The organism is Clostridium fallax (assembly GCF_900129365.1).
Lineage (GTDB): Bacteria > Bacillota > Clostridia > Clostridiales > Clostridiaceae > Clostridium_AH > Clostridium_AH fallax.
Map to the genome: position 1 here is coordinate 19,146 of NZ_FQVM01000020.1, position 23,433 is coordinate 42,578.

Here is a 23,433-nt window from a genome sequence, read left to right on the forward strand (position 1 = left end):
ATTAATTTATCTTTTAAAAATAAGAGATATTTTAAATAAAATAGATTAAATGCTATAATATAATTACTTATATAATGAAGAAGGAGAAATATATGAATAAAAAGACTATATCTGCATTAATTTTAACATCTACATTAACTGCTGGATTTTCATTAATAAATAATGAATATGTTTTTGCAGCTCAAAAAAGCACTAATAAAACAAAAGTTAAAAGTTATGAATATGGTCCTTTAATAAATGGAATAAGAGTTAAGAAAATGTTAGTTGAAAATAATTATTCAAAGGGAGCATATATAACACCTAAATATATAGTTATACATGATACAGACAATAGAGACTTTGGAGCTAATGCATTAGCTAATAGAAACTATTTTGCTAATCATTTAAATGCAAAAGCTTCCGCTCATTATACGGTAGATGATAGCAATATAATACAGTGCTTAGAAGAGAGTTGGAGAGGGTGGCATGTTGGAGATGGAAAAAATTCTATTTTTAATAACTCTAATACAATAGCAATAGAATTATGTGTAAATCCAGATAACAACTTTGAAAAAACAGTGGAAAATGGAATATCTTTAACAAAACATTTAATGAATAAGTATGGTATTCCAGCAGAAAATGTTATAAGACATCATGATGCATCTGGAAAGATTTGTCCTAAAATGATGATGGTAGACAAGCCTTATCTTTGGCCTTATTTTAAGTCTGCTATATCAGGAGGAAAATCTATTAAAAGTGTAAGTTCTCAAGATATTAAAAATATTAATAAGGAAGGAAGAGTAGTTAATATATCTACTAATCTTAAAATCAGAAAAAATCCTAGTGAAAGATCTTCTGTTATTTCATATGTTTTAAATGGAGAAAAAGTAAAAGTTGAAAGCCAAGAAGGAAATTGGTATAAGGTGGTTTTGGACAGTGGAATAAAAGGATATGCTTTAAAGGATTATATAAGTACTAATAAAAGTACTACTAGTCTATCTGATAAAAGCACTGTAAGAGGTAAGGTTTCAAATATTTCAACTAATCTTAGAGTAAGAGCTGGTGCTGGAAACAACTATAATGTTATTTCTTATCTTCTTTTAGGTGAAAGAGTTAAAATAAAAGAAGAGGTAAAGGGCTGGTATAGAGTAAAATTTAGTACAGATGATGGAGAAAAAGAAGGTTTTGTTAAAAAACAATATATAGAAAAAATGTAAAAAACATTTTAAAGTAGTATAATTAAATGAGAATAAAATAAAAATGGGGTGAACAGTATGGAACAAAAAATAGCACAACAACTTATAGACTTTATATATGAAAGTCCAACAGCTTTCCATGCAGTAAAAAATGTTAGTAGCAAACTTAAGAAAAATGGTTTTATTGAGTTAGAAGATGATAAACAATGGAAAATTGAAAAGGCAGGTAAATACTTTGTAAAGAAAAATAATTCAGCATTAATAGCATTTACAATAGGTAGTGGTGAATTAGAAGAAGAAGGATTTAAATTAATAGGAGCTCATACAGATTCTCCTGGATTTAGAGTTAAACCATCACCAGAAATGGTTGCAGAAGGTGCATATTTAAAGCTAAATACAGAAGTATATGGTGGACCCATATTAAATACTTGGTTTGATAGACCTTTAGGTATAGCAGGAAGAGTAATAGTTAAAGGAGAAAATATATTATACCCTAAAACTATGCTAGTAAACATAAATAAACCTATATTAGTAATTCCTAATTTAGCTATCCATATGAACAGAGAAGTTAATGATGGATTTAAAATAAACCGTCAAAAAGACACACTACCATTATTAGCAATGATTAATGAAAATTTAGAAAAAGAAGGATATTTAACAGATTTAGTAGCAAAAGAATTAAATATCCAAAAGGATGATATAGTAGATTTTGATTTATTTTTGTATGAGTATGAAAAAGGAACTATAATGGGACCTAATAATGAGTTTATATCATCAGGTAGACTAGATGATTTATCAATGGTTCATGCAGGGACAGAAGCATTAATAAATGCACCTATAACAAAAGGTACTAATGTTATGGTATGCTTTGATAATGAAGAGGTAGGAAGTTCTACAAAACAAGGAGCAGATTCTAATCTTTTATTAAATGTATTAGAAAGAATTATAGTTTGTCTTGGAAAAAATAGAGAAGATTTCTTTAGAGCAATAGCTAAATCTTTTATAATATCAGCAGATTTAGCTCATGCAGTACATCCTAATGTAGGCGAAAAGCATGATCCAATTTTAAGACCTGTAATCAATAAGGGGCCTGTTATTAAAATTGCAGCATCACAAAGCTATACATCAGATGCAGATTCATCAGCAGTATATGAACTTATATGCAAAAAAGCAGGTGTACCAGTTCAAAAGTTTACTAATAGGTCAGACTTAAGAGGTGGTTCAACAATAGGACCAATATCATCAACACATTTGGATATACGTTCTGTAGATATGGGAACTCCAATACTTGCTATGCATTCAATAAGAGAATTAGGTGGAGTTAAAGATCACTATTATTGTGTAAAATCATTTGAAGAATTTTATAATTTATAAAAAATCAAATTTACAATAAAAATAAGCTTATGTAACTTTATTAAGTTATATAAGCTTATTTTTTATAATTAATTAGCAGAAACTACAGGTCATACATATAATAATATATATACATTTAAAATGAATGTAGTTAGGATTCTTTACTATTAAAATTTAAAAATATTATTAAATATATTCTATTAAAAAAAATATGCAATTTACATAATAAAATTTTTTTATTAATATAAATAGGAGGATATTATGAGCTTTAGTGCTGGAGTTATCTTGATAGGTATTTTAGGAGGAGCTGCATTAATAGAATATATAATATTTAAAAAAGTAAATAAAAATAAATAAGGCTAGGTAAGAAAATGAATGTAAAATATATTCTTATAGGTTTTAGCTTGGAGCTTTTAAATTAAAATAGAGCTTCAAGTTTTTTTATATTTAATATTGTGATTTAATAAAGATAAAGAAAGATTTTTTAATAAATAAAAAGATGATTTCAAAATTTAAATTTCATAAAGTATATTAAAGGGATATTCTAAAAGTAATTTATAGTTAATGAGGTATTTTATGAGATAATATAGATAAGGGGGAACTGTATGTTATTATTTATGGGATTAAATATATTTTTTATTATACTTAGTTTAATAATTGGTTTAATTATGCAGATGAATTTAAATAATGGAGTATTTTTTGGAATAAGAATTCCTTTAGGATATGAGAAAAAAGAAGAACTTCAGTATGAGAAAAAAAGATACAATAGAATGTGGTTAATAGTTTGGTCTATATCTTCTGTATTTTGGATAATAGCTATGAACTTAGTATCAGAAGAATATTCAGCAACGGTTTTGATAGGTACATTATTTAGTCAATTAATTTTGGCAAATATATGTTATTACATAGTATATAGGAGAGTAAAAGCTATTAAAAAGGAAAACAATTGGAAAGAGCTTTTAACTAAGGATAATATAAAATATGTAGATTTAAAAATAAGAAGTGATATAGCTAAATCATTAAATAAAAAGTGGATTATAGTTCCTATAGCAATATTATGGATTAATGTTATAGCTACCTTTACTAAAAATAATACTAATGGAATAATAATTTTAATAATTCAGGTAATGTTATTTATAACAATGCACCTTTCTATAAAAGCAATAATAAAAACAAAGGTTAATTTTAATGGTGGAGATGTAGAACATTTAAAAAAACAAAAATTAATAATTAGGCGTTATTTAATGAAGATGCTTTTAGTCACAGAAGTTTTTATTATGTTTTTATTTACATTTATAAATTTTGCTATTTTAGATATTATATCATCAAGATTTATTATACCAATATTTATTATAATTCTAGGATTTACATTAATAATACTAATAGTAAACTGTGTACAGTTAATAAAGTTTAACAAGATAAAAGAAAATTTTAAAGAGGAAGAAATTAATAGTAAGAGAGTAGCAATTAATAGAGATGATGATGATAATTATTTAATGGGTATGATTTATTATAATCCTAATGATCCAGACTTTATGGTGGAAAAAAGAGATGGTATGGGCATGACTGTAAATTTAGGTACTATAGGAGGAAAGATATTTACTATAATTACTGCAATTATAATAATAGGATCTTTAGGTGCTACATTTATAATTCCTAAGATGATGAGGTCTCAAGTTAATTTAACAGAAAATAATTTGGAGGTAAAGGGAATATATTCTAGTAATATAAATTATAAAAATATAAAAAACATAGAGTATTTAGATAACTTACCTAAGGTTAATATAAGAACTAATGGAGCAGCTATTGGTAATAAAAAATATGGTTATTTTAAATTGGAATTTATAGGTGATGCAAAACTTTATATAGAGAATAGTGAATTACCTTGTATTGAAATAATATTAAAAGAAGGAAATCATATATATATTAATTTAGATAATGAAGATGAAACGATGAAACTTTATAAAAAATTAAAGAAAACTCTAATATATAACAATTAAAAAAATTAGTAAAACTAGCTTTGTTATTAATAAATTTTAATATAACAACAAAAGCTAGTTTTATTTTATATTAAAAAATAATTACTCTAAATAGTTAATTCTTTGTAAATATAAAATTCAATTTATTACAAAACAGCAACAATAATTGTTAATGAAGTCACAAAAAAATTAATATAATTTTAACTAATTGTTAAACATTTTTAAAAAAACAATATATTTTAAGGCTTAGTTTGCGAAAATTATTATATATTACAAATTTATATTATTAAATTAATAATCACTCTTAATTATAATATATTGAATTATATTGAAATTTAAGGAATATAGAGTTAAGATTGTTAATGAAATGAAAAGCTTTTAATAGGGAGGGGTCTTAGTGAAAAAAATAAAATTATTAGTAGCTTCGCTAACTATTTCATTAATGGCATCAGTATTTGTAGGATGTGGAAATAAGTCTGCCAATGGCGCTTATGAAGGACAAGCTGATGGAAAGCATGGGGCAATAAAAGTTCAAGTTCAAGTGGATAATAACAATATAAAAGATATAAAAGTTATTGAAACTAATGAAAATGAAGTATTATCAGAGCCAGTATTTACCAAACTAAAAAATACAATGGTTTGTAATAATAGTTCAAATGTAGACGCTATTTCAGGTTCAACTGAAACATCTAAGGGATACATAAATGCAGTTCAAGATGCACTTAAAAAAGCTGGAGTAAAAATAGAAGGCAATAAAAAGTATTCAGTAGAGCATATGAAAGAGGAAAAAACAGAACAAGAATATGATGTAGTTGTTATAGGTTCAGGTGGTGCAGGATTTGGTGCCGCATTAGAAGCAAAAAATGCTGGATCAAGTGTAGTTATATTAGAAAAAATGCCATCTATAGGAGGTAATACCTTAATTTCTGGAGCAGAAATGAATGCACCTAATAACTGGGTTCAAAAGAAGCTTGGAATAAATGATAGCATAGAAAAATACTATGAAGATACAGTTAAAGGTGGAGATAATAAAGGAGTTCCAAATATGATAAAGGAACTTGCTAATAATGCAGAAAATGCTGCGGAATGGTTAAAGGATTTTGTAAATGTGGAGTTTATAGAAGATCAACTTTTTCAATTTGGTGGACATAGTGTAAAAAGAGCACTTATACCAAAAGGTCATACTGGTGAAGAGATGATGACTAAATATAAACTAAAAGCAGATGAAATGCAAATACCAGTAAAATTAGAAACAGAAGTTACAGATTTAATAGTAGAAGATGGTAGAGTAACTGGTGTTAAGGCTAAAAACACAGCAGGTCAAGACCTAACATTTAAAGCTAAAAATGGTGTCATAATAGCAACTGGAGGATTTGGTTCAAATGTTGAAATGAGAAAGAAATATAATCCAGAATATGATGAGAAGTATATGACAACAGATACTCCAGGAACAACTGGTGATGGTATAGTTATGGCAGAAAAAGCTGGAGCAAAGCTTATGAATATGGAATATATACAAACATATCCTATATGTAATCCTAAAACAGGTGTTATATCACTTGTTGCAGATTCAAGATTTGATGGGGCTATATTAGTAAATCAAGAAGGAAACAGATTTGTAGAAGAGTTACAAAGAAGGGACGTTATTTCTAAAGCCATATTAAATCAAACTAATAAATGCGGATATGTTTTATGGAATGATGATATTGAAAATATAAGTAAAACAATAAATACACATAAAGATGAATATGCAATGTTAGAAAAACAAGGATTATTACATAAAGCAGATACCTTAGAAGATGCAGCAAAATTCTTTAATATAGATGAAAGTCAATTGAAAAAGACAGTCGAAAAAGTAAATACCTTTGCTAAAAATGGTAAAGATGAAGATTTTAATCATAGAGGAAAACTTGTTTCTTTAGAAAAGGGACCTTATTATATAGAAAAGGCAGTACCTTCAATTCACCATACTATGGGAGGAATTGTTATAGATGAAAAATCTAGAGTGTTAGATGTTAATAATAAGGTGATACCTGGATTATATGCAGCAGGAGAAGTTACAGGAGTTATACATGGAACTAATAGATTAGGTGGAAATGCTATAACAGATATAACAGTCTTTGGTAGAGTTGCTGGTGAAAGTGCAAGTAATAAGGAGTAAAATCATAATTATGATTTTAATTTAAAAATGGGAATCTTTTTTAGATTCCCTATTTTTCTTATAGAAAAATCTTATATAATATAAAAATTAAAAACTAATAATTTAAAATAAATCTAAATTATCATCAAATAAACTATCTGTATAATCAAACTCCCAAGTTGCAATATTGTTACTAACTACAGGATCTTTAGTTGGATCTGGAATGGTTACATAACCTTTACCATTAGCAGAATAACATCTAAGATCTTCTTTAGAAGGACTATAATAAGAACGTAATTTTGGTAAATAAATATTTCTTTTTTTAGACATACTTACCATCTCCTATCTTATAAATTAACAACTTTATAAATATATTATTTGAAAAAAGATAATAAAAGATGTTAAGTAATTATTGTAAGGGAAATTATATTTTTAATCATTTAATAAAAAATATAAAAAAAGGAATCCTTAATATATAGATATATAAAATATATTTTAATAAATATAGTATGAGAAATTTATTATATATTTTTTTGATATAATAGTTTTTAGCTTAAATATTAAAAAATTTTAATTATAAAAGTTGAAAGGATGAAAGCAATGAAATATAAATTAGTTTGTATAGATATGGATGGAACATTACTTGGAGAAAATCATACGGTAAGTAAAGAAAATAAAGAAGCTTTAAAAAAAGCAACAGAGTTAGGTGTTCATATTGCTATTACAACAGGAAGACTTTTTACATCTGCTAAAATGTATTCAGATTTAATAGGAGTAAAAGCACCAATTATTTCATCTAACGGTGGATATATAAAGGAGAAAGATAAAGAAGAAATTATATATGAATCTCCTATACCAAGGGAAAACTTATATAAAATATATGATGTGATAAAAAAATATAATTTTTTAACTTATTTTAATACTTGTGATACTGTAATAACAGAAATAGACTTACCAGAAAATCATGCTTATAAAATTATGAATAAAGAATTGCCAGAAGACATGAGGGTAAAAATTGATGTAGTGGATAGCTTCGAAACAGCACTTAAGGAATATACAGGTAAAATATTAAAGGCAATATGTGTTGATGTTAATAAAACTGGAGATTTACAAAAAGCTAGAAAAGAGTTAGAAGAGTTAGATGAATTTGAAATAGTAAGTTCTTGGCAAAATAATATAGAAGTAATGAATAAAAATACTTCTAAAGGCAATGGAGTAAAGAATTTAGCTAAAATGTTAGGTGTAAAAAGAGAAGAAATAATATGCATAGGGGATAATGAAAATGATCTTTCTATGATAAAATATGCCGGATTAGGTGTAGCAATGGGTAATGCAAATGATGAAATAAAAGAACAAGCAGATTATGTTACTGATACTAATATTAATGATGGTGTAGCAAAGGTTATTAATAAATTCATATTAAATAAATAAGTTTTAACTATATATACTTATATTGTAAAGTTTAAATTTAATTTAGATAAATACAATAATTTATAAAGATTATGAAATTCGCAAATTTTTTTAATTTCATAGTCTTTTTTTTAATTTCAAGACTAAAAATTTAATAAAACGTAACAAATAAAACAAAAAAATACAAATAAATACAGCTTAATTAATAAATAATGAATAAATTCCTACTTTATTGAAAATGTTTTCTCTTCATTGTAAAGTTTAGTTATAAAGATTGGAATCGGTTCTAAAGTTTTTATATATTTTATTTATAAAGACTAAAAATTAAGTTATGGAGGGGTTATATATGAAAAGAAAAAGCATTAAGCTTTTAGCAACAGTGATGATAGCTTTAATAGGAGGAACATTTACAGGGTGTACTGGAGAAAATACTGGAGCTGAGACAGAGGGACAAACAACTATAGATATTTTTCAGTTTAAAGCAGAAGCAAAAGATGCTTTAGAATTAGCAGCACAAGAGTATATGAAGAAAAATAAAAATGTTGAAATTAATGTAGAGACTGTTGGTGGCGGAGATGATTATGGTGCAGCTTTAAAATCTAAATTTGCATCAGGTAAAGAACCAGCTATATTTAATGTTGGAGGACCACAAGATGTTGCAGATTGGAAAGATAAGCTAGATGATTTATCTGGAGAACCTTGGGTATCACAAGCTTTTGATGGAACTCTTAATCCAGTAACTATAGATGGTAAAATTTATGGAATGCCTTTTGATGAAGAAGGTTATGGATTTATATATAATAAAGAAATTTTTAAAAAGGCAGGAATAGATGGGGATTCAATAAAAACCTATAGTGATTTAGAAAAAGCTTTTAAAAAACTAGACTCAATGAAGAGTGATTTAGGTATAGATGCTGTTTTGGCACTACCAGGAAAAGAAACATGGATAACAGGATTACACCTAACAAATGTTGATTTTGCTAATGAATTTAAAGATAGTACTGCTGCATTTAATGCAGAAAATATAGAATTTAAATATAATCCTCAATTAAAGAAATTATTAGATTTACAAATAAAATATGCCTATAAACCTGATGGAACAAATAAGTCTATAAATACTGTGGATTATTCAACTCAAGTAGAAAAAGAATTTTCACTAAAAAAGGTTGCTGTAATTCAACAAGGCAACTGGGTAACTAATGCTATAAATGATATAGATCCAAATTTAGCACAAAATGTTGGAATTTTGCCAATGCCATTAGAAGGAATAAAGGAAGGATGTATTCCAGTAGGAGTTCCAATGTATTGGGCTGTTAATTCTAGCAAAGATGATAAAACTAAGAAAGAAGCTAAAGCTTTCTTAAATTGGTTATATACATCTGATGAAGGGAAAAAGATGATTATAAATGAATTTAAATTTATACCAGCATTAAAAGGATATGAAGGTGAAGATTTAAAGCCAAAGGATGCCTTATCTAAAGCTATATTACAATATGCTAGTGATGGTAAAACTATGCCATGGGTATTTATGGGATATCCAACTGGTTGGGGAACTGATAAGATTGGCATAAATATTCAAAAATACATAGCCGGAGATATGACATGGGAGCAATTAGTAAAGGATTCTAAAGAAAGTTGGTCACAAGAAAGAAAAAATAAATAATAATTAAACTACCTTGTAGAAGTACTAGGTTTCTAAAGATATTTATATTTTTAGAAGATAAATTTATATCGAATAATACTTAGTAATTTAACTTTAAAGTTAAGTAATAATAATTAACTAAAAGAAAAAGTAGATAAGCAATAAAAATTATTATATAAAGAATAGATTAATAGTTAATAGTAGGGTATATTATTAATGTATAAAGTTTAATGTAAAAGATTAAATTTAGAGTTTATGGTAGTAAATATATGAGTTTTAAACTTTTATGAATTATTTTGTTAATAATTTCTATGGAAGAATTTGTTTGGTTGAAGAATTAAATTAACTAATTTATTTGATGAATTATTTTAGTGTAAGGCAAAAAGTGAGGGAGAAACTATGAATATAAAGGACATAGCAAAAATTTCAGGGGTTGGTGTTAGTACTGTTTCAAGAGTTATAAACAATCATCCAGATGTAAAAGATGAAACAAGAGAAAAAGTTTTAAAGATAATAAAGGAAGTTAATTTTGTTCCTAATAATGGAGCAAGAATGCTTAAAAGAAATAATTTAAAACATGTTGGAGTTCTTTTAAAAGGAGTTTACAACCCATTTTTCGCAGAAATATTAAAAACTATAAGTAGTGAAATAGAAAAGCAAGGTTATTCAATGATTCTTCAACATTATGATAATAGTTCTGATGAAGACATTGATAAAGTAGTAGCATTTATAAAAGAAAAAAGGCTTCAAGGGGTAATATGCCTTGGAGGGAATTTCCAAAATTTAAATGATGATAGGTTAATAAATATAAAAAAACCAATAGTTTTAACTTCTGTTAGTACAGATGAAGGAACAAAACTTAAGAATATATCTGTGATAGGAATAGATAATAAAAAAGCAGGGTATGAAGCTACTAAATATTTAATAGAAAAAGGACATAGAAATTTAGCAATAATTTTAGGGAAATCAGATGACTGGTGTATAGGAAATTTAAGATTAGAAGGATTTAAAAAGGCTTTAAAAGATTATAATATAGAATTTGATGAAAAATCAGTACTTTTAGGGGATTTTGATTTTAACAAAGCTTATTTAGAAACATTAAATCTTTTAAAGAAAAATAAGAACATAACAGGAATTTTTGCAATTTCTGATATAATGGCTATTGGAGCAGCTAAGGCAGTATTTAGAAGCAATATGAAAGTTGGAGAAGATATTTCAATAATAGGTTTTGATGGACTAGAAATGGCAAAGTTTTATGAACCCTCAATAACAAGCATAAAACAACCTATGGATCATATGGCGAAAGAAAGTGTAAAGCTTCTTTTTGATTTAATTAAAGGAGAGTCAAATCATAAGCAAGTAGTACTTCCTATTAAGCTTATAGAAGGAGAATCATGTAAAGACTTAAATAAAAAGTAAAATTTTATATTAAATTATATTAGTGCTTAAGTTGTCTTTGAAAGAAATTTAAAATTTTCTCATTAAAAAATATAATTGAAAGATAATATATGATACTTGTCCTTATTTGGCATATTATTAGTGGAAAGTTTAACAATATGCTAAATAAGGGCTTTTTATTGTAAAGTCCTAATGATTTATACTTAATATAACGATAAAAATATATAAGCTAAATTAGTATAATTTTTAATAAGGAGGACTGCTATGAAAAAGAACTTTATATCCTTAACATTAATTTTGTCATTGATACTTTTTATAGTGCCAAGTGAAGTTACAAATGCTAAAGTTTATGAGAACATTTCATATAATAATTTTTCTAATAGATCAGATAATCTATTACCTAGTAGCTACGACTCAAGAGATTATGGATATGTAACCCCTGTTAAAAATCAAGGAGATATAGGAGACTGTTGGGCTTTTCAGTGTACTGGGGCTTTAGAAATAGCTGGAAGAAAAAATTATAATAGAACTTATGATTTTTCAGAAATAAATATAGCTGTAAATAATAAAATAGTATCACCTAATTCTGGAGGAAATCCACTAATTGCAATTTCTTATTTAGCATCATGGCAAGGACCTGTTTTTGAAAGTGATGATCCATACCCTAATCCTCCAGTTATAAGCAATATACATTCCAATAAAAATGCACAAGTAAGATTCCACATTCAAGATGCAATTGTTTTACCTGATTATAGCATAGACACAATAAAAAGATATGTAAAAAAATATGGTTCCGTCACAACAGAAATAAACACATATTATTTAAAAGATAATAGTACATTATATAATTATTATGATGATTCAGTAAATCATGCAATACTAATAATAGGTTGGGATGATAATTACTCTAGAGATAATTTCATAGGGGAAAAACCTAGTAGAGATGGAGCATTTATATGTAAAAACAGTTGGGGAAATGATAAACCATATATATATATGTCTTATGACGATTGTACTATAAAAAATAGTATACATATGACTTATGATAAATTTGAAAGTGTTTATAATTATCAGAATGTTTATGCAGGTACATATAATAAAGATTTAAGCAAAGGGTATAAATATTTAGTTGATGATGATTCATATATTTTACCTATAATGATGGATAAGATTGGAGATAATGAAGCTATTAAAGCTTTAGGAGTATATAATGATTTGGGAAATAGAGCTCAGTTATATTATTTAGAAAATATAAACAGTGAAGATTATTATTCTAGACTTACAAGTGAAAATAAAATACAAGATGTCTACTTTAATGAGCTTGGATTTAAAACTATAAAGTTAGACAATCCTATAATTCCTCAAAATAAGAATAATTTTGGGTTTGTTTTAAAAATTTATAAAAATAATTCTGGATATTATGTAAGAGGTTCCAGAAATAAAAATAAAGATAATAAATCTCCCAAAGAGGTATATGTAAATCCTTTTAAAAATAATGCTACATCTATAAGAGAAAGTAGAATGGTAAGGGAAGGTGTTTCTTGTGTAGCTGGAAGAATATATACAGACGATATAAATAATAATGGTTATAACGATGGAAGTATACATTTAAATAATGGATGGTTATTTAATTCTGGAGCTTGGTATTATTTTAATAATGGGGTAGTTAAAACCGGTTGGATAAATTATGGTGGAAAATGGTATTATACAGATTATAATGGAGCCTTAAAAAAAGGATGGATAAACTTAAATAATACATGGTATTATTTAGATGATAATGGTGTTATGCTAACTGGATGGAAATTTATCAATGGTAATTGGTATTACCTAAATAGCAGTGGTGCTATGGCTATAGGATGGATATTTGATAATGGTAACTGGTACTATTTAAACTCCAATGGAAGTATGGCAAAGGGATGGTTAATGGATAATAATATATGGTATTACCTAAATGATAATGGTTCTATGAAAAAGGGATGGTTTTCTAATGGTGTCAATTGGTATTATTTAAATAATTCAGGGGCTATGCTAACTGGTTGGAATTTTATTGATGGACAATGGTATTATTTAAATAGTAGTGGTGCTATGACTATAGGATGGATATTTGACAATGGTAACTGGTATTATTTAAATTCTAATGGGAGTATGGCAAAAGGATGGCTTTCATATGAAGGAAATTGGTATTACCTAAATAATTCAGGAGCTATGTTAACAGGATGGCAGCGTATAGATAATAAAGATTATTATTTTAATGGTTCTGGTATTCTTAATTAGAAAAGATTTAGAAAACTCACAATATGTGAATTAAATATTAACAAAATGATAATATTCAATGAATTTAATGTTTGATTATATATAAAAAGCTCTCTTATAATATTAAATAATAAAACTATAGTTTATAGATATATGTACAAATATGTAACAGGTGTTATAATTATGTCATTATACTATTAATAAACGGGAGGAATTGAAGTGAAAAAAAAGAGAATAGTTTCAGTACTTTTAAGTACATTTTTGATAACTAATGTTTTTATAGGATCTACAAAAGCATATGCTTTAAGTTTAGATAAAGATAAAATACATAGTGTAATTGATACAATAGGTTCAGGAATTGGAAGTTTAATTAATAATAGAGATAACAATGAAGAAAATAAACATAACACAAAAAATTCAGCTAAGGAAATTTCTTTAGATAATACAGAAGAATTTATAGCAACTAAAAAAGTAAGAAATATATGGACAAGATTTGAGATACCATCTAATGGAATAGCTAAGGTTTATCTTAAAGTTCCACTTAAAGGTAATGGAGAAGAGTGTAGGGTAAATTTAAGATTAGAAGATACGTCAGGATCTGAAGTTTATTTAGATACAAATAATGAAAGTGTAGAATTAGAAGATGGGGAAAGTTATAAAAAATGGGTTGTAGGATTAAAGCCTGGTACATATTATATGAACTTAAACTGTATAACTCCTATAAATCAAGATATACAAGTTCCTATATATTATAAAGTTGATTATATAAAGACAGATAATTTTGAAAAAGAGACAAATAATTCAATGGAAGATGCTAATGAGGTATCACTTAACGAAAAGTATTATGGCGTAATAAATGAAGATAATCGTATAGTGAACAATAACGATTATTATAAATTTGACTTAAATGATAGGGGAGTATGTATTTCTTTTACTAAGGATAATGTAGATAATAATTTTATTGTTATGTTAATTGATTATATGGGTAATTCTATATTACCAAATAAAAAAGAATATAATGGAAAAACAACTGATTACTATTTTAATGGATTAGAACCTGGAAAGTTTTATTTAGATATTAAAGGTGGACTACCAAGATTTACTCAAGGTCTTTATAGTTTTGAAATTAAAAACAATAGAGATGGTTGGATAAAAGAAAATAATAATTGGTATTATTATGAAGATGGTGAAAAGAAGACAGGCTTTGTAACTATTGATAGAAAAAAATATTATCTTGATAAAGATGGTGCAAGACAAACAGGCTGGATCGATGTTTATGGCAAAAAGTATTATGCAAATGATGAAGGAGTACTAAAAACTGGCTGGACTAATTTAGATGGAGACCATTATTATATGGATGAGAATGGTACTGTACAAACTAATTGGCAAAAGCTTAATGGATTATGGTATTACTTTGGTGATGATGGAAAAATGAGAACTGGCTGGGTGTTTGTTGGAGACTCATGGTATTATTTAAATGATGTTGGTGCAATGAAGACTGGTTGGTTTAATGATAATGGAACATGGTATTATCTAAATGATAGTGGAAGAATGGTAACTGGTTGGAATAAAATAAATTATAATTGGTACTATATGAATTCTAGTGGAGCTATGGCTACAGGTTGGTTTAGTGATGGATCCTATTGGTATTATCTAGGAACATCTGGAGCTATGCAAATAGGATGGATACAACAAGATAATACTTGGTATTATTTAAATAGCAGTGGGGTTATGTTAACTGGATGGAATAAAATCAACGGTTCATGGTACTATTTATATAACAATGGGGCTATGGCTAAAGGATGGATAGCTTATGATGGACATTGGTATTATTTATATGAAAGTGGATCAATGGCAACTAATACTACCATAGATGGCTGGAATATAGATAGCAATGGAGTAGCAACAAATTAATAAATTATAAAATAAATTAATAAGCTAATAGAAAGTATTTTTACTTTCTATTAGCTTATTTTTTATATATAAAAGTATATTTTTTATATTATAATAATTAAAACTTATAACAAATTATACATAAATTAGTATAAATGGTATAATTAATAAAAGGTATTTAAAGAATATTAGGAGAGGTTGATATGAGAAAAAATAAGATTAAATCAATACTTTTAATTACATTAATATGTTCTGGAGTATGTTTTACATCTACTAATGTTTTTGCTTATGATAACAAATCTAAAGGAATTTTTCATAATATACATGAGATATTAAATCCTCAATATGGTACAAAATCTACAGCAAAAGAGATAAATTTAAATGAAGATTATAATTTATCTATAGAGAATAGCTTACCACGATTATGGACAAAGTTTACTGTTAAAAATGAGGGGTTTGCAACTATAGACATTGAAGTACCTTTAAAGGGTAATGGGTATGAATGCTATACATCATTAATTTTACAAAATGATTCTGGATCAAAAACATATATAAAATCTAATAATATATTTTGTGATAATAAAGATGGCAGTCATAAAAAGTGGATAATAGGATTAAAACCAGGTACATATTATATGAGATTATTTTTTAATGTAAATATAAAAGAAGATCCTATAAATTTAACATACAAGGTAGGTTTTACAGAAACAAATAATTTTGAGAAAGAATCTAATAACGCAATGAGTGATGCAAATTACATAAGTTTTAATGAAAATTATTATGGTGTATTAAATCCAAATGGGTATGAAAATGAAACAGATTATTATAAATTAGATTTAAATGAAGAATCTTTAGTTGTAAAATTTAAAAAATATAACATAGAGGATGACTTTAAAATTATTTTAAAGGATAGGATGGGTAATATAATTTTGCCAAATAAAAGGGACTATGAAAAGGATGGAATAACAAGATATACCTTTAAGAATTTAGTTCCAGGAAAGTTTTACTTAGCTATTAGTCAAAGATTTTTTAAAGTCTCTCAAGGATTATATGAATTTGAAGTAAGTAATCCAAGTAATGGGTGGTTAAAAGAGAATAATAATTGGTATTATTATGAAGATGGACAAAAGAAGACAGGATTTATATATGTTGATAATAATAGATATTATTTAGGTAATGATGGAATAAGGCAATGTGGGTGGATAAAGATTTATGGTAATTTGTATTATGGAGATAAAAATGGAGTTATATTAAGGGGATGGAACAATATAAATAATCATACTTATTATATGAATGAAGATGGCTCAGTAAAAACTGGATGGTTTAAGAAAAATGGAGATACATATTATTTTGATAAAAATGGTGAAATGAAAACCGGTTGGATTAAAGATAACGGAAACATGTATTATATGAACTTAGATGGTAAAATGAAGACTGGTTGGCTAGACTATAAGAATAAAATATACTATCTAAAAGATAATGGTAAGATGGCAAAGGGATGGAATAAGATAGATGATGTAGTTTATCTTATGAATAATGATGGAACATTAAAAACTGGTTGGGTAAATTATGATAATTACAAATATTATTTTTATAAGAATGGAAAGTTAGCTAAAGGATGGAACACAATAGATAATAATAAATATTATATGGGGGAAGATGGGGTAGTATCAATAGGTTGGAAAAAAATAAATAATAAATTTTACTATATGAATAAAGATGGAATAATGAAAAAGGGTTGGATAAATTTAAATAATAATTGGTACTATCTAAATCAATCTGGAGAAGAAGTTTATGGATGGAATTTCATAGATAAAAACTGGTATTTTATGAATAGTGATGGGCAAATGAAAATTGGATGGATAAAAGATGGAGGCAAATGGTATTATTTAAATAGCAATGGAGTTATGGCTAAGGGATGGATTCAGTATAAGAGTAGTTGGTATTACTTAAATAATTCTGGAGCTATGTTATCTGGGTGGATAAAAGATAATAATAATTGGTATTATCTAAATGGTACAGGAGAAATGATGACTGGTTGGATAAAAGACAATAATAATTGGTACTATATGAGTGATTTAGGTAAAATGGTTACTGGTTGGATACAAATACAAGGAACTTGGTATTACTTAATTAGTAATGGTAGCATGGTTAAAGGATGGCAGTATATAGATGGTAATTGGTATTACTTTTATGAATCAGGAGCTATGGCTTTAAATACTATGGTAGACGGATATACTATTAGTAGTAGTGGAGCTATGAATTAGTTAAATCAATTAAATTAATTTAAAAAACTTTAATTAAGATTTTAATAATTTTTAAAATGCAATTAGGAACAATTATTATTCTAAAGAATTTTCATATAAACTTTGATAAAAATAAGAAAGTTAAAAGTGAGAAACTTTAATTATAAAGTTTCTCACTTTTTTATAAGAATCAATTAATTTTCTTTAGAAATAGATGAAAGAACTAATCCTTTATTATGTTCTAACGCCCAGCTTATACCCCAATCATTTTGGAATATAAGAAGATTTCTATCCTTAAGATCTTTAACCTTTTTAGTATCTGATGTAAGATTTAAAGAGTCTACATCTAAATCAGTATTTTCTATCCATCTTACATATCTATATGAAAGTCTATCCATTTTTATATCAACGTTATATTCATTTTTAAGTCTATATTCTAAAACTTCAAACTGAAGAACACCAACAACACCAACGATGATTTCTTCCATTCCTATATGAAGTTCTTTAAATACTTGAATAGCTCCTTCTTGAGCAATTTCAGTAATACCTTTTATAAATTGCTTTCTTTTCATTGTATCTACTGGTCTTACTCTTGCAAAGTGTTCTGGAGCGAAGGATGGAATTCCTTCAAATTTGAATTTTTTAGGGTTTACACATAAAGTATCACCAATTGAAAATATACCAGGATCAAATACACCTATTATATCTCCAGCGTAAGCTTCTTCAACAATTTCTCTATCTTGAGCTAAGAATTGTTGAGGCTGTGCAAGTTTTACTTTTTTACCACCTTGAACATGATTAACATCCATTCCTTTTTGGAATTTACCAGAACAAATTCTCATAAATGCTATTCTATCTCTATGAGCTTTATTCATGTTAGCCTGTATTTTAAATACAAAGGCTGAAAATGGTTCCTCAAAAGTATCTATTTCTCCAATATCAGAGTTTCTTGAAAGTGGAGAAGAAGTTAAGTTTAAAAACTCCTTTAAAAATGGTTCAACACCAAAGTTAGTTAATGCAGAACCAAAGAATACAGGAGTAAGTTCTCCTTTTCTCACTTTTTCTATATCAAATTCATCACCGGCATAATCTAAAAGTTCAATATCTTCCATAAGTTTATCGTGAAGAGGTTCACCAAGTAAATCCTTAAATATAGGATCAGAAAGATCACCAGTTACTGATTCAACTTCAGTTTGACCATGGTTTCCACCATCAAAAGCTTGAATTGTATTAGAATTTCTTTCGTAAACTCCTTTAAATTCTTTACCAGAACCTATAGGCCAATTGATTGGATAAGATTTGATTCCAAGTTCACTTTCTATATCCTCTAAAAGTTCAAAAGGATCTCTAGCTTCTCTATCCATTTTGTTTACAAAAGTAAATATAGGAATTCCTCTTAAAGCACATACTTGGAAAAGTTTTCTGGTTTGAGCCTCTACCCCTTTAGCAGCATCAATAACCATTACTGCACTATCAGCAGCCATAAGAGTTCTATATGTATCTTCAGAGAAATCTTGGTGACCAGGAGTATCAAGTATGTTTATACAATATCCGTCATAATTAAATTGCATTACAGAGGAAGTAACAGAAATACCTCTTTGTTTTTCAATTTCCATCCAGTCAGATACAGCGTGTTTTGATGCTTTTCTGGCTTTAACAGAACCTGCAAGTCTTATAGCACCACCATATAAAAGAAATTTTTCAGTTAATGTTGTTTTACCAGCATCAGGGTGGGAAATTATAGCAAAGGTTCTTCTTTTTTCGATTTCTTTTCTTAAATCCCTCACAAAAATTGCCTCCTTAAAATATTATCAAAATAAATGTAAGTTATTATATTATAAGATTTATTTCCCTAGAAATAAAAATGTAAAAGATCAAATAAATAATAATTTAAATGTTTACTAACTTTTACAAAGACTAAAATATACTCTTACTATTTTACCCTGTCTTTTAAAAATCCACAACAGGAAATATATTTGAATAAATATATAATTTTATTTCTATTTTAAAAACTATAAAAATGTTTTTTGAATTTTAAATATCATCATATTTATTATTGTGTAAATTTGGTATTATTTATGTAGATAACTAAAAATAGAGACTAGGAGATGATCTTATGACACAAAAAACAAAAAGTGGATTACTTTGGACATTAGTACTTGTTGGATTATTTATTGGAGGAGTAATTATTTCCAAATTCGAAGGAGATCCTAATATTACAGCCAAAGCTGAAGAAACAGCTAATAAGGATGCTAAAACTTCATCAGAAAATGAAAAAGAAGAGGTAAAAAATACAAAGGATGTAGTAATAGAGTCTTTAGATATTTCAAAGGATAGTACAGGTGAAGATTTTATAACTATTATATTAAAAAACAATACAGATAAAGTATTAAAAGATGTAGATTTAGGTATTGTAGGCTATGATAAAGATGGAAAAACAGTAAACTTTAACTTTGGAAATGATGATATATACATAGGTAGAGCAGAAAATCTTAATCTTCAACCAAGTGAAACTAAAAAGCTTGGATGGACAGTTTATCCTGATGGAGAACTAAAAGAAGTAAAAGCTTGTGTTGATACATATGAATTTGAAGGAAGTAAGAATATTGCTAATAAATATTACAAACAATGGAGAGAAGAATCTTTAAAGGATTTACAAAAGCAAACTAAATAAATACAGTTGTGTCTAATATCTTAAATATAAGAACCTTTTCTTAACTTTAATGAGTAATTATTACAAATATTAGCTTAATTTGATATTATTAAATTAAGGAAAAAAATAAATAGTTAGGGGATGGTTTTTATGACACAAAAAACAAAAGGTAAATTTTTGTGGGCTTTAGTACTTCTTGGCTTTTTTATAGTTGGAGTAATTATGGCAAACATGCAAAACAATTCTAAGGTTGATGCAAAGCCAAGTAACTCAAAAGATAAAGGCAAAGTAGAGTCAATGGCAAATAATGACCTAAAAGAAATAACTATAGAATCCTTAAAGGTTACAGAAAATAGTATTGGTGAACAATTAGTAAATATAACATTAAAAAATAATACTGATAAAATATTAAAATCAATAGAAGTAGGCATTATAGGCTACAATCAAGATGATCAATGCATAAAGTTTAATTTTGGTAATGATGATATCTATATGGGAAAAACAAAAAATATAGATATAAAACCAAATGATATGAAGGAAGTAGGATGGCAAGTGTATCCAGATGGAAAGCTTGAGAAAATAAAGGTTTGTATAGATACTTATCAGTTTGAAGGAGAAAAAATGCAAGGCAATAAATATTTTAAAATTTGGAAAACTGATAATATAAAATAATTTTATTAATGTAATAAAAGACTAATCTTATTACCTCTTCTTATGAGAGATTAAAAATCTCTCATAAGAAGAGGTAATTTTTTTATGTATACTAGAGTTTTATTTATAAAGGTTTTTATTTAAGAAATTCTAAGAGAATAATTTATTTATTTTTATATTAAAGTTTGCTATATTTTTGTATAATAAAATCAATAAATAATTTTACTAAAAAATATAGTAAAAATTAATGGGTTATATAAATAAATTTTACTAAGTGTATAAAGAGGTGTTATTTAATATGAGATTTGAAGAGAAGGTAGTAGGAAAAATAAAAGGAAAAGATGTAGTTAGTTATACTTTAACTAATGATAATGGTATGAAGGTATCTGTATTAAATTATGGAGGTATTATAACAGATATTATAGTTCCAGATAAAAATAATAATTTTGAAAATATAGTTTTAAAATTTAAAGATATAAAAAGTTATGAAGCACCAGATTCTTATTTAGGTGCAATAGTTGGAAGAACTGCAGGTAGAATATCTAAGGGGAAATTTACAATAAATAATAAAACATATAATTTACCTATAAATAATGGAGTGAACAATCTTCATGGTGGAATGGAGGGATTTTCAAGAAGGTTTTGGAAAGGTGACTTTAAAGAAGAGAAGCATAAGATTAAATTAACATTATCTTTAAAGAGTAGGGATGGAGAAGAAGGATTCCCTGGAAATTTAGAAGTTAAAGTTAATTATATATTAGATAACTCAAACAGTCTTGCTTTAGAATATTATGGTAAATCAGATAAGGATACTTTAGTTAATATGACTAATCATTCTTATTTTAATTTAAGTGGAGAAGATAAAGAGAATATTTTAAATCATAAATTAAAAATAAATAGTGATGAATATTTGCCTTTAGATGATAGTTATGCTTTAAAAGGAATAAAGGAAAAGGTTTATAAAACACCTTTTGACTTTAAAGAATTTAAGATAATAGAACAAGATATAAATAAAGATGATTACCAATTAAATCTTGCAAAGGGATATGATCATCCTTGGATATTAAATAATGGAAAAGACTCTAAGGTTACATTATGGAATGAGGAAAATGGTAGATGTATGGATGTATTTACAGATAATCCATCAGTTGTAATATATACAGCGAACTTTGGTGATAAAGAAGTTTTAACTAGTGGCAGAAGTAATGAAACAAGAAGAGGAATATGTTTTGAAACTCAAAGACCATCTATAGGAATAAATGAAGCTTTTAAAGAACAATCTATATTAAGAGCAGAAGAGGAATATAAAGTAGTAACTATTTTTAAATTTTATTTAAGATAGGTTAAAAATTTAATTACACTTTATAAAATATTTTCATTTTAATATTTATAATAAAGTTTAAAAATGAAATATTTAAATATTCACTCTTTAGAATCTTTAAGGATTGATTATTTTAAAATAAAAAAGTAAAATAATCTTTGTAGGTTTTTAGACTAAATTTAGGGATTTTAAAGTTTTTATAACTAATTTTAAAATATAAAAACATAGGATAAATTATTGAAATAAACGGAGAAGGTGAAATTTATGTACAAATTAATTGCGTTAGATATGGATGGAACTTTATTAAAAGAAGATAAAACAATATCAGAAAAAACAAAAGAAGCTATAAAAAAGGCAAAAGAAAAAGGAGTTAAAGTAGTTTTAGCTTCAGGAAGACCTTTAGAAGGGTTAGAAAGATATTTAGAAGAACTTGAACTATATGGAGAAGATGATTATGTAATATGTTATAATGGTTCTCAAGTTCAAAAAACTAAGAGTAAAAAAATTATAACAACTAGAGGATTAAGAGGAGAAGATTTTAAGAAATTATATAAATTAAGTAGAGAATTAGACGTTAATATGCATGCTTTTTCTAAAGATGGAAAGCTTATTACTCCTATTAAAACTAAATATACAGAGTTAGAGGGAAGAATAAACGGAATACCTGTAGTTGAGATAAATGTAGATGAAGTTAATGATAATGATGAAATAGTAAAGGTAATGTTAGTAGATGAGCCAGAAGAGTTAGAGAAGGCATTAAAGAAATTACCACAAGATATATTTAAAAAGTATACAGTGGTAAGAAGTGCACCATTCTTTAGTGAATTTTTAAATCCTGAAGCTAATAAGGGATCTGGAGTAAAGGCTTTATGTGATCATTTAAATATAAAACCTCAAGAGGTTATAACCGTTGGGGATGCAGGAAATGATACACATATGATAGAATTTGCAGGTCTTGGTGTAGCTATGGGTAATGCTTTTGAAGAACTTAAAGAAAAAGCAAACTATATAACTAAAACCAATGAAGAAGATGGAGTAGCTCATGTTATAAATAAATTTATATTAGAAGCTTAAGAAATTAGGTTATATTTTAGTATAAATTCATATAAGTAAACTAATTATTTAAACCATATTTTATATAAAATATAATTAGATTTACTTTAAAAGTATTATAGATTAGTTTAAATACTTAAAAAATTAATATTTAATTACTTAATGGCAATTTAAATCAGATAGCAAATAAGTTAGGAGGTTTTTCACAGGTAAATCTTTTAAAAAGAGAAATTTACAAGTTATTAGATACTAGGCTTGGAGTTGAT

The 23,433-nt window shown here is 26.4% G+C and carries 15 protein-coding genes and 3 pseudogenes; 16 read left to right on the forward strand and 2 right to left on the reverse strand.

What is annotated here, in order from left to right; genetic code table 11:
- Positions 1-92 precede the first annotated feature (92 nt).
- The 4 genes from BUA70_RS09635 (at position 93) to BUA70_RS09650 (ending at position 6,668) form a co-directional block, all read left to right on the forward strand.
- Positions 93-1,196: an N-acetylmuramoyl-L-alanine amidase gene (locus BUA70_RS09635; protein ID WP_072896779.1), complete on the forward strand. Its 1,104-nt coding sequence runs from the start codon at positions 93-95 to the stop codon at positions 1,194-1,196.
- Positions 1,197-1,253: 57 nt separating this feature from the next.
- Complete coding sequence (locus tag BUA70_RS09640; RefSeq protein ID WP_072896781.1) at positions 1,254-2,549, forward strand: M18 family aminopeptidase; 1,296 nt, start codon at positions 1,254-1,256, stop codon at positions 2,547-2,549.
- A 584-nt stretch (positions 2,550-3,133) separates the two neighbouring features.
- Positions 3,134-4,528, forward strand: a complete 1,395-nt coding sequence (locus tag BUA70_RS09645; protein WP_072896783.1) for a DUF5808 domain-containing protein — start codon at positions 3,134-3,136, stop codon at positions 4,526-4,528.
- A 376-nt stretch (positions 4,529-4,904) separates the two neighbouring features.
- Positions 4,905-6,668 (forward strand): flavocytochrome c, encoded by a 1,764-nt coding sequence (locus BUA70_RS09650; protein ID WP_242977332.1) that lies wholly within the window; start codon positions 4,905-4,907, stop codon positions 6,666-6,668.
- A 102-nt stretch (positions 6,669-6,770) separates the two neighbouring features.
- Here the strand turns inward: BUA70_RS09650 and BUA70_RS09655 are convergent, their stop codons facing one another.
- A complete protein-coding gene (locus BUA70_RS09655; protein ID WP_072896785.1) occupies positions 6,771-6,977 on the reverse strand; it encodes a hypothetical protein in 207 nt (68 codons plus the stop codon).
- 270 nt (positions 6,978-7,247) lie between these two features.
- Between BUA70_RS09655 and BUA70_RS09660 the strand changes: the two genes are divergently transcribed.
- From BUA70_RS09660 to BUA70_RS09685, 8 genes and pseudogenes are all read left to right on the forward strand, one after another.
- On the forward strand, positions 7,248-8,078 hold the full coding sequence (locus BUA70_RS09660) for a Cof-type HAD-IIB family hydrolase (RefSeq protein WP_072896787.1): 831 nt from the start codon (positions 7,248-7,250) through the stop codon (positions 8,076-8,078).
- Positions 8,079-8,403: 325 nt separating this feature from the next.
- Positions 8,404-9,720 carry an ABC transporter substrate-binding protein gene (locus BUA70_RS09665; protein WP_072896790.1) on the forward strand — a complete coding sequence of 439 codons (1,317 nt, stop codon included), beginning with the start codon at positions 8,404-8,406 and terminating at the stop codon, positions 9,718-9,720.
- A 378-nt stretch (positions 9,721-10,098) separates the two neighbouring features.
- Entirely contained in the window at positions 10,099-11,118 is a 1,020-nt protein-coding gene (locus tag BUA70_RS09670) for a LacI family DNA-binding transcriptional regulator (protein ID WP_072896792.1), read from the forward strand.
- A 243-nt stretch (positions 11,119-11,361) separates the two neighbouring features.
- Positions 11,362-12,822, forward strand: a pseudogene (locus BUA70_RS09675) (C1 family peptidase); the annotation flags it as partial.
- A gap of 9 nt (positions 12,823-12,831) precedes the next feature.
- Positions 12,832-13,305, forward strand: a pseudogene (locus BUA70_RS13425) (choline-binding protein A); the annotation flags it as partial.
- 3 nt (positions 13,306-13,308) lie between these two features.
- A pseudogene (locus tag BUA70_RS13430) lies at positions 13,309-13,371 on the forward strand (hypothetical protein); the annotation flags it as partial.
- 198 nt (positions 13,372-13,569) lie between these two features.
- A complete protein-coding gene (locus BUA70_RS09680) occupies positions 13,570-15,264 on the forward strand; it encodes an N-acetylmuramoyl-L-alanine amidase family protein (protein ID WP_072896796.1) in 1,695 nt (564 codons plus the stop codon).
- Between the two features lie 182 nt (positions 15,265-15,446).
- Positions 15,447-17,510, forward strand: a complete 2,064-nt coding sequence (locus BUA70_RS09685; protein ID WP_072896798.1) for a hypothetical protein — start codon at positions 15,447-15,449, stop codon at positions 17,508-17,510.
- 173 nt (positions 17,511-17,683) lie between these two features.
- Here the strand turns inward: BUA70_RS09685 and BUA70_RS09690 are convergent, their stop codons facing one another.
- Complete coding sequence (locus BUA70_RS09690) at positions 17,684-19,276, reverse strand: peptide chain release factor 3 (protein WP_072896800.1); 1,593 nt, start codon at positions 19,274-19,276, stop codon at positions 17,684-17,686.
- 329 nt (positions 19,277-19,605) lie between these two features.
- Between BUA70_RS09690 and BUA70_RS09695 the strand changes: the two genes are divergently transcribed.
- The 4 genes from BUA70_RS09695 to yidA all read left to right on the forward strand — a co-directional run bounded on the left by BUA70_RS09695 (position 19,606) and on the right by yidA (position 23,188).
- A complete protein-coding gene (locus tag BUA70_RS09695; protein ID WP_072896803.1) occupies positions 19,606-20,163 on the forward strand; it encodes a DUF5780 domain-containing protein in 558 nt (185 codons plus the stop codon).
- Positions 20,164-20,292: 129 nt separating this feature from the next.
- Positions 20,293-20,814, forward strand: coding sequence for a DUF5780 domain-containing protein (locus BUA70_RS09700; protein ID WP_072896805.1), 522 nt, complete (start codon positions 20,293-20,295; stop codon positions 20,812-20,814).
- A 277-nt stretch (positions 20,815-21,091) separates the two neighbouring features.
- Entirely contained in the window at positions 21,092-22,135 is a 1,044-nt protein-coding gene (locus BUA70_RS09705) for an aldose epimerase family protein (RefSeq protein WP_072896807.1), read from the forward strand.
- 243 nt (positions 22,136-22,378) lie between these two features.
- Positions 22,379-23,188, forward strand: a complete 810-nt coding sequence (yidA, locus tag BUA70_RS09710) for a sugar-phosphatase (RefSeq protein WP_072896809.1) — start codon at positions 22,379-22,381, stop codon at positions 23,186-23,188.
- Positions 23,189-23,433: the final 245 nt, after the last annotated feature.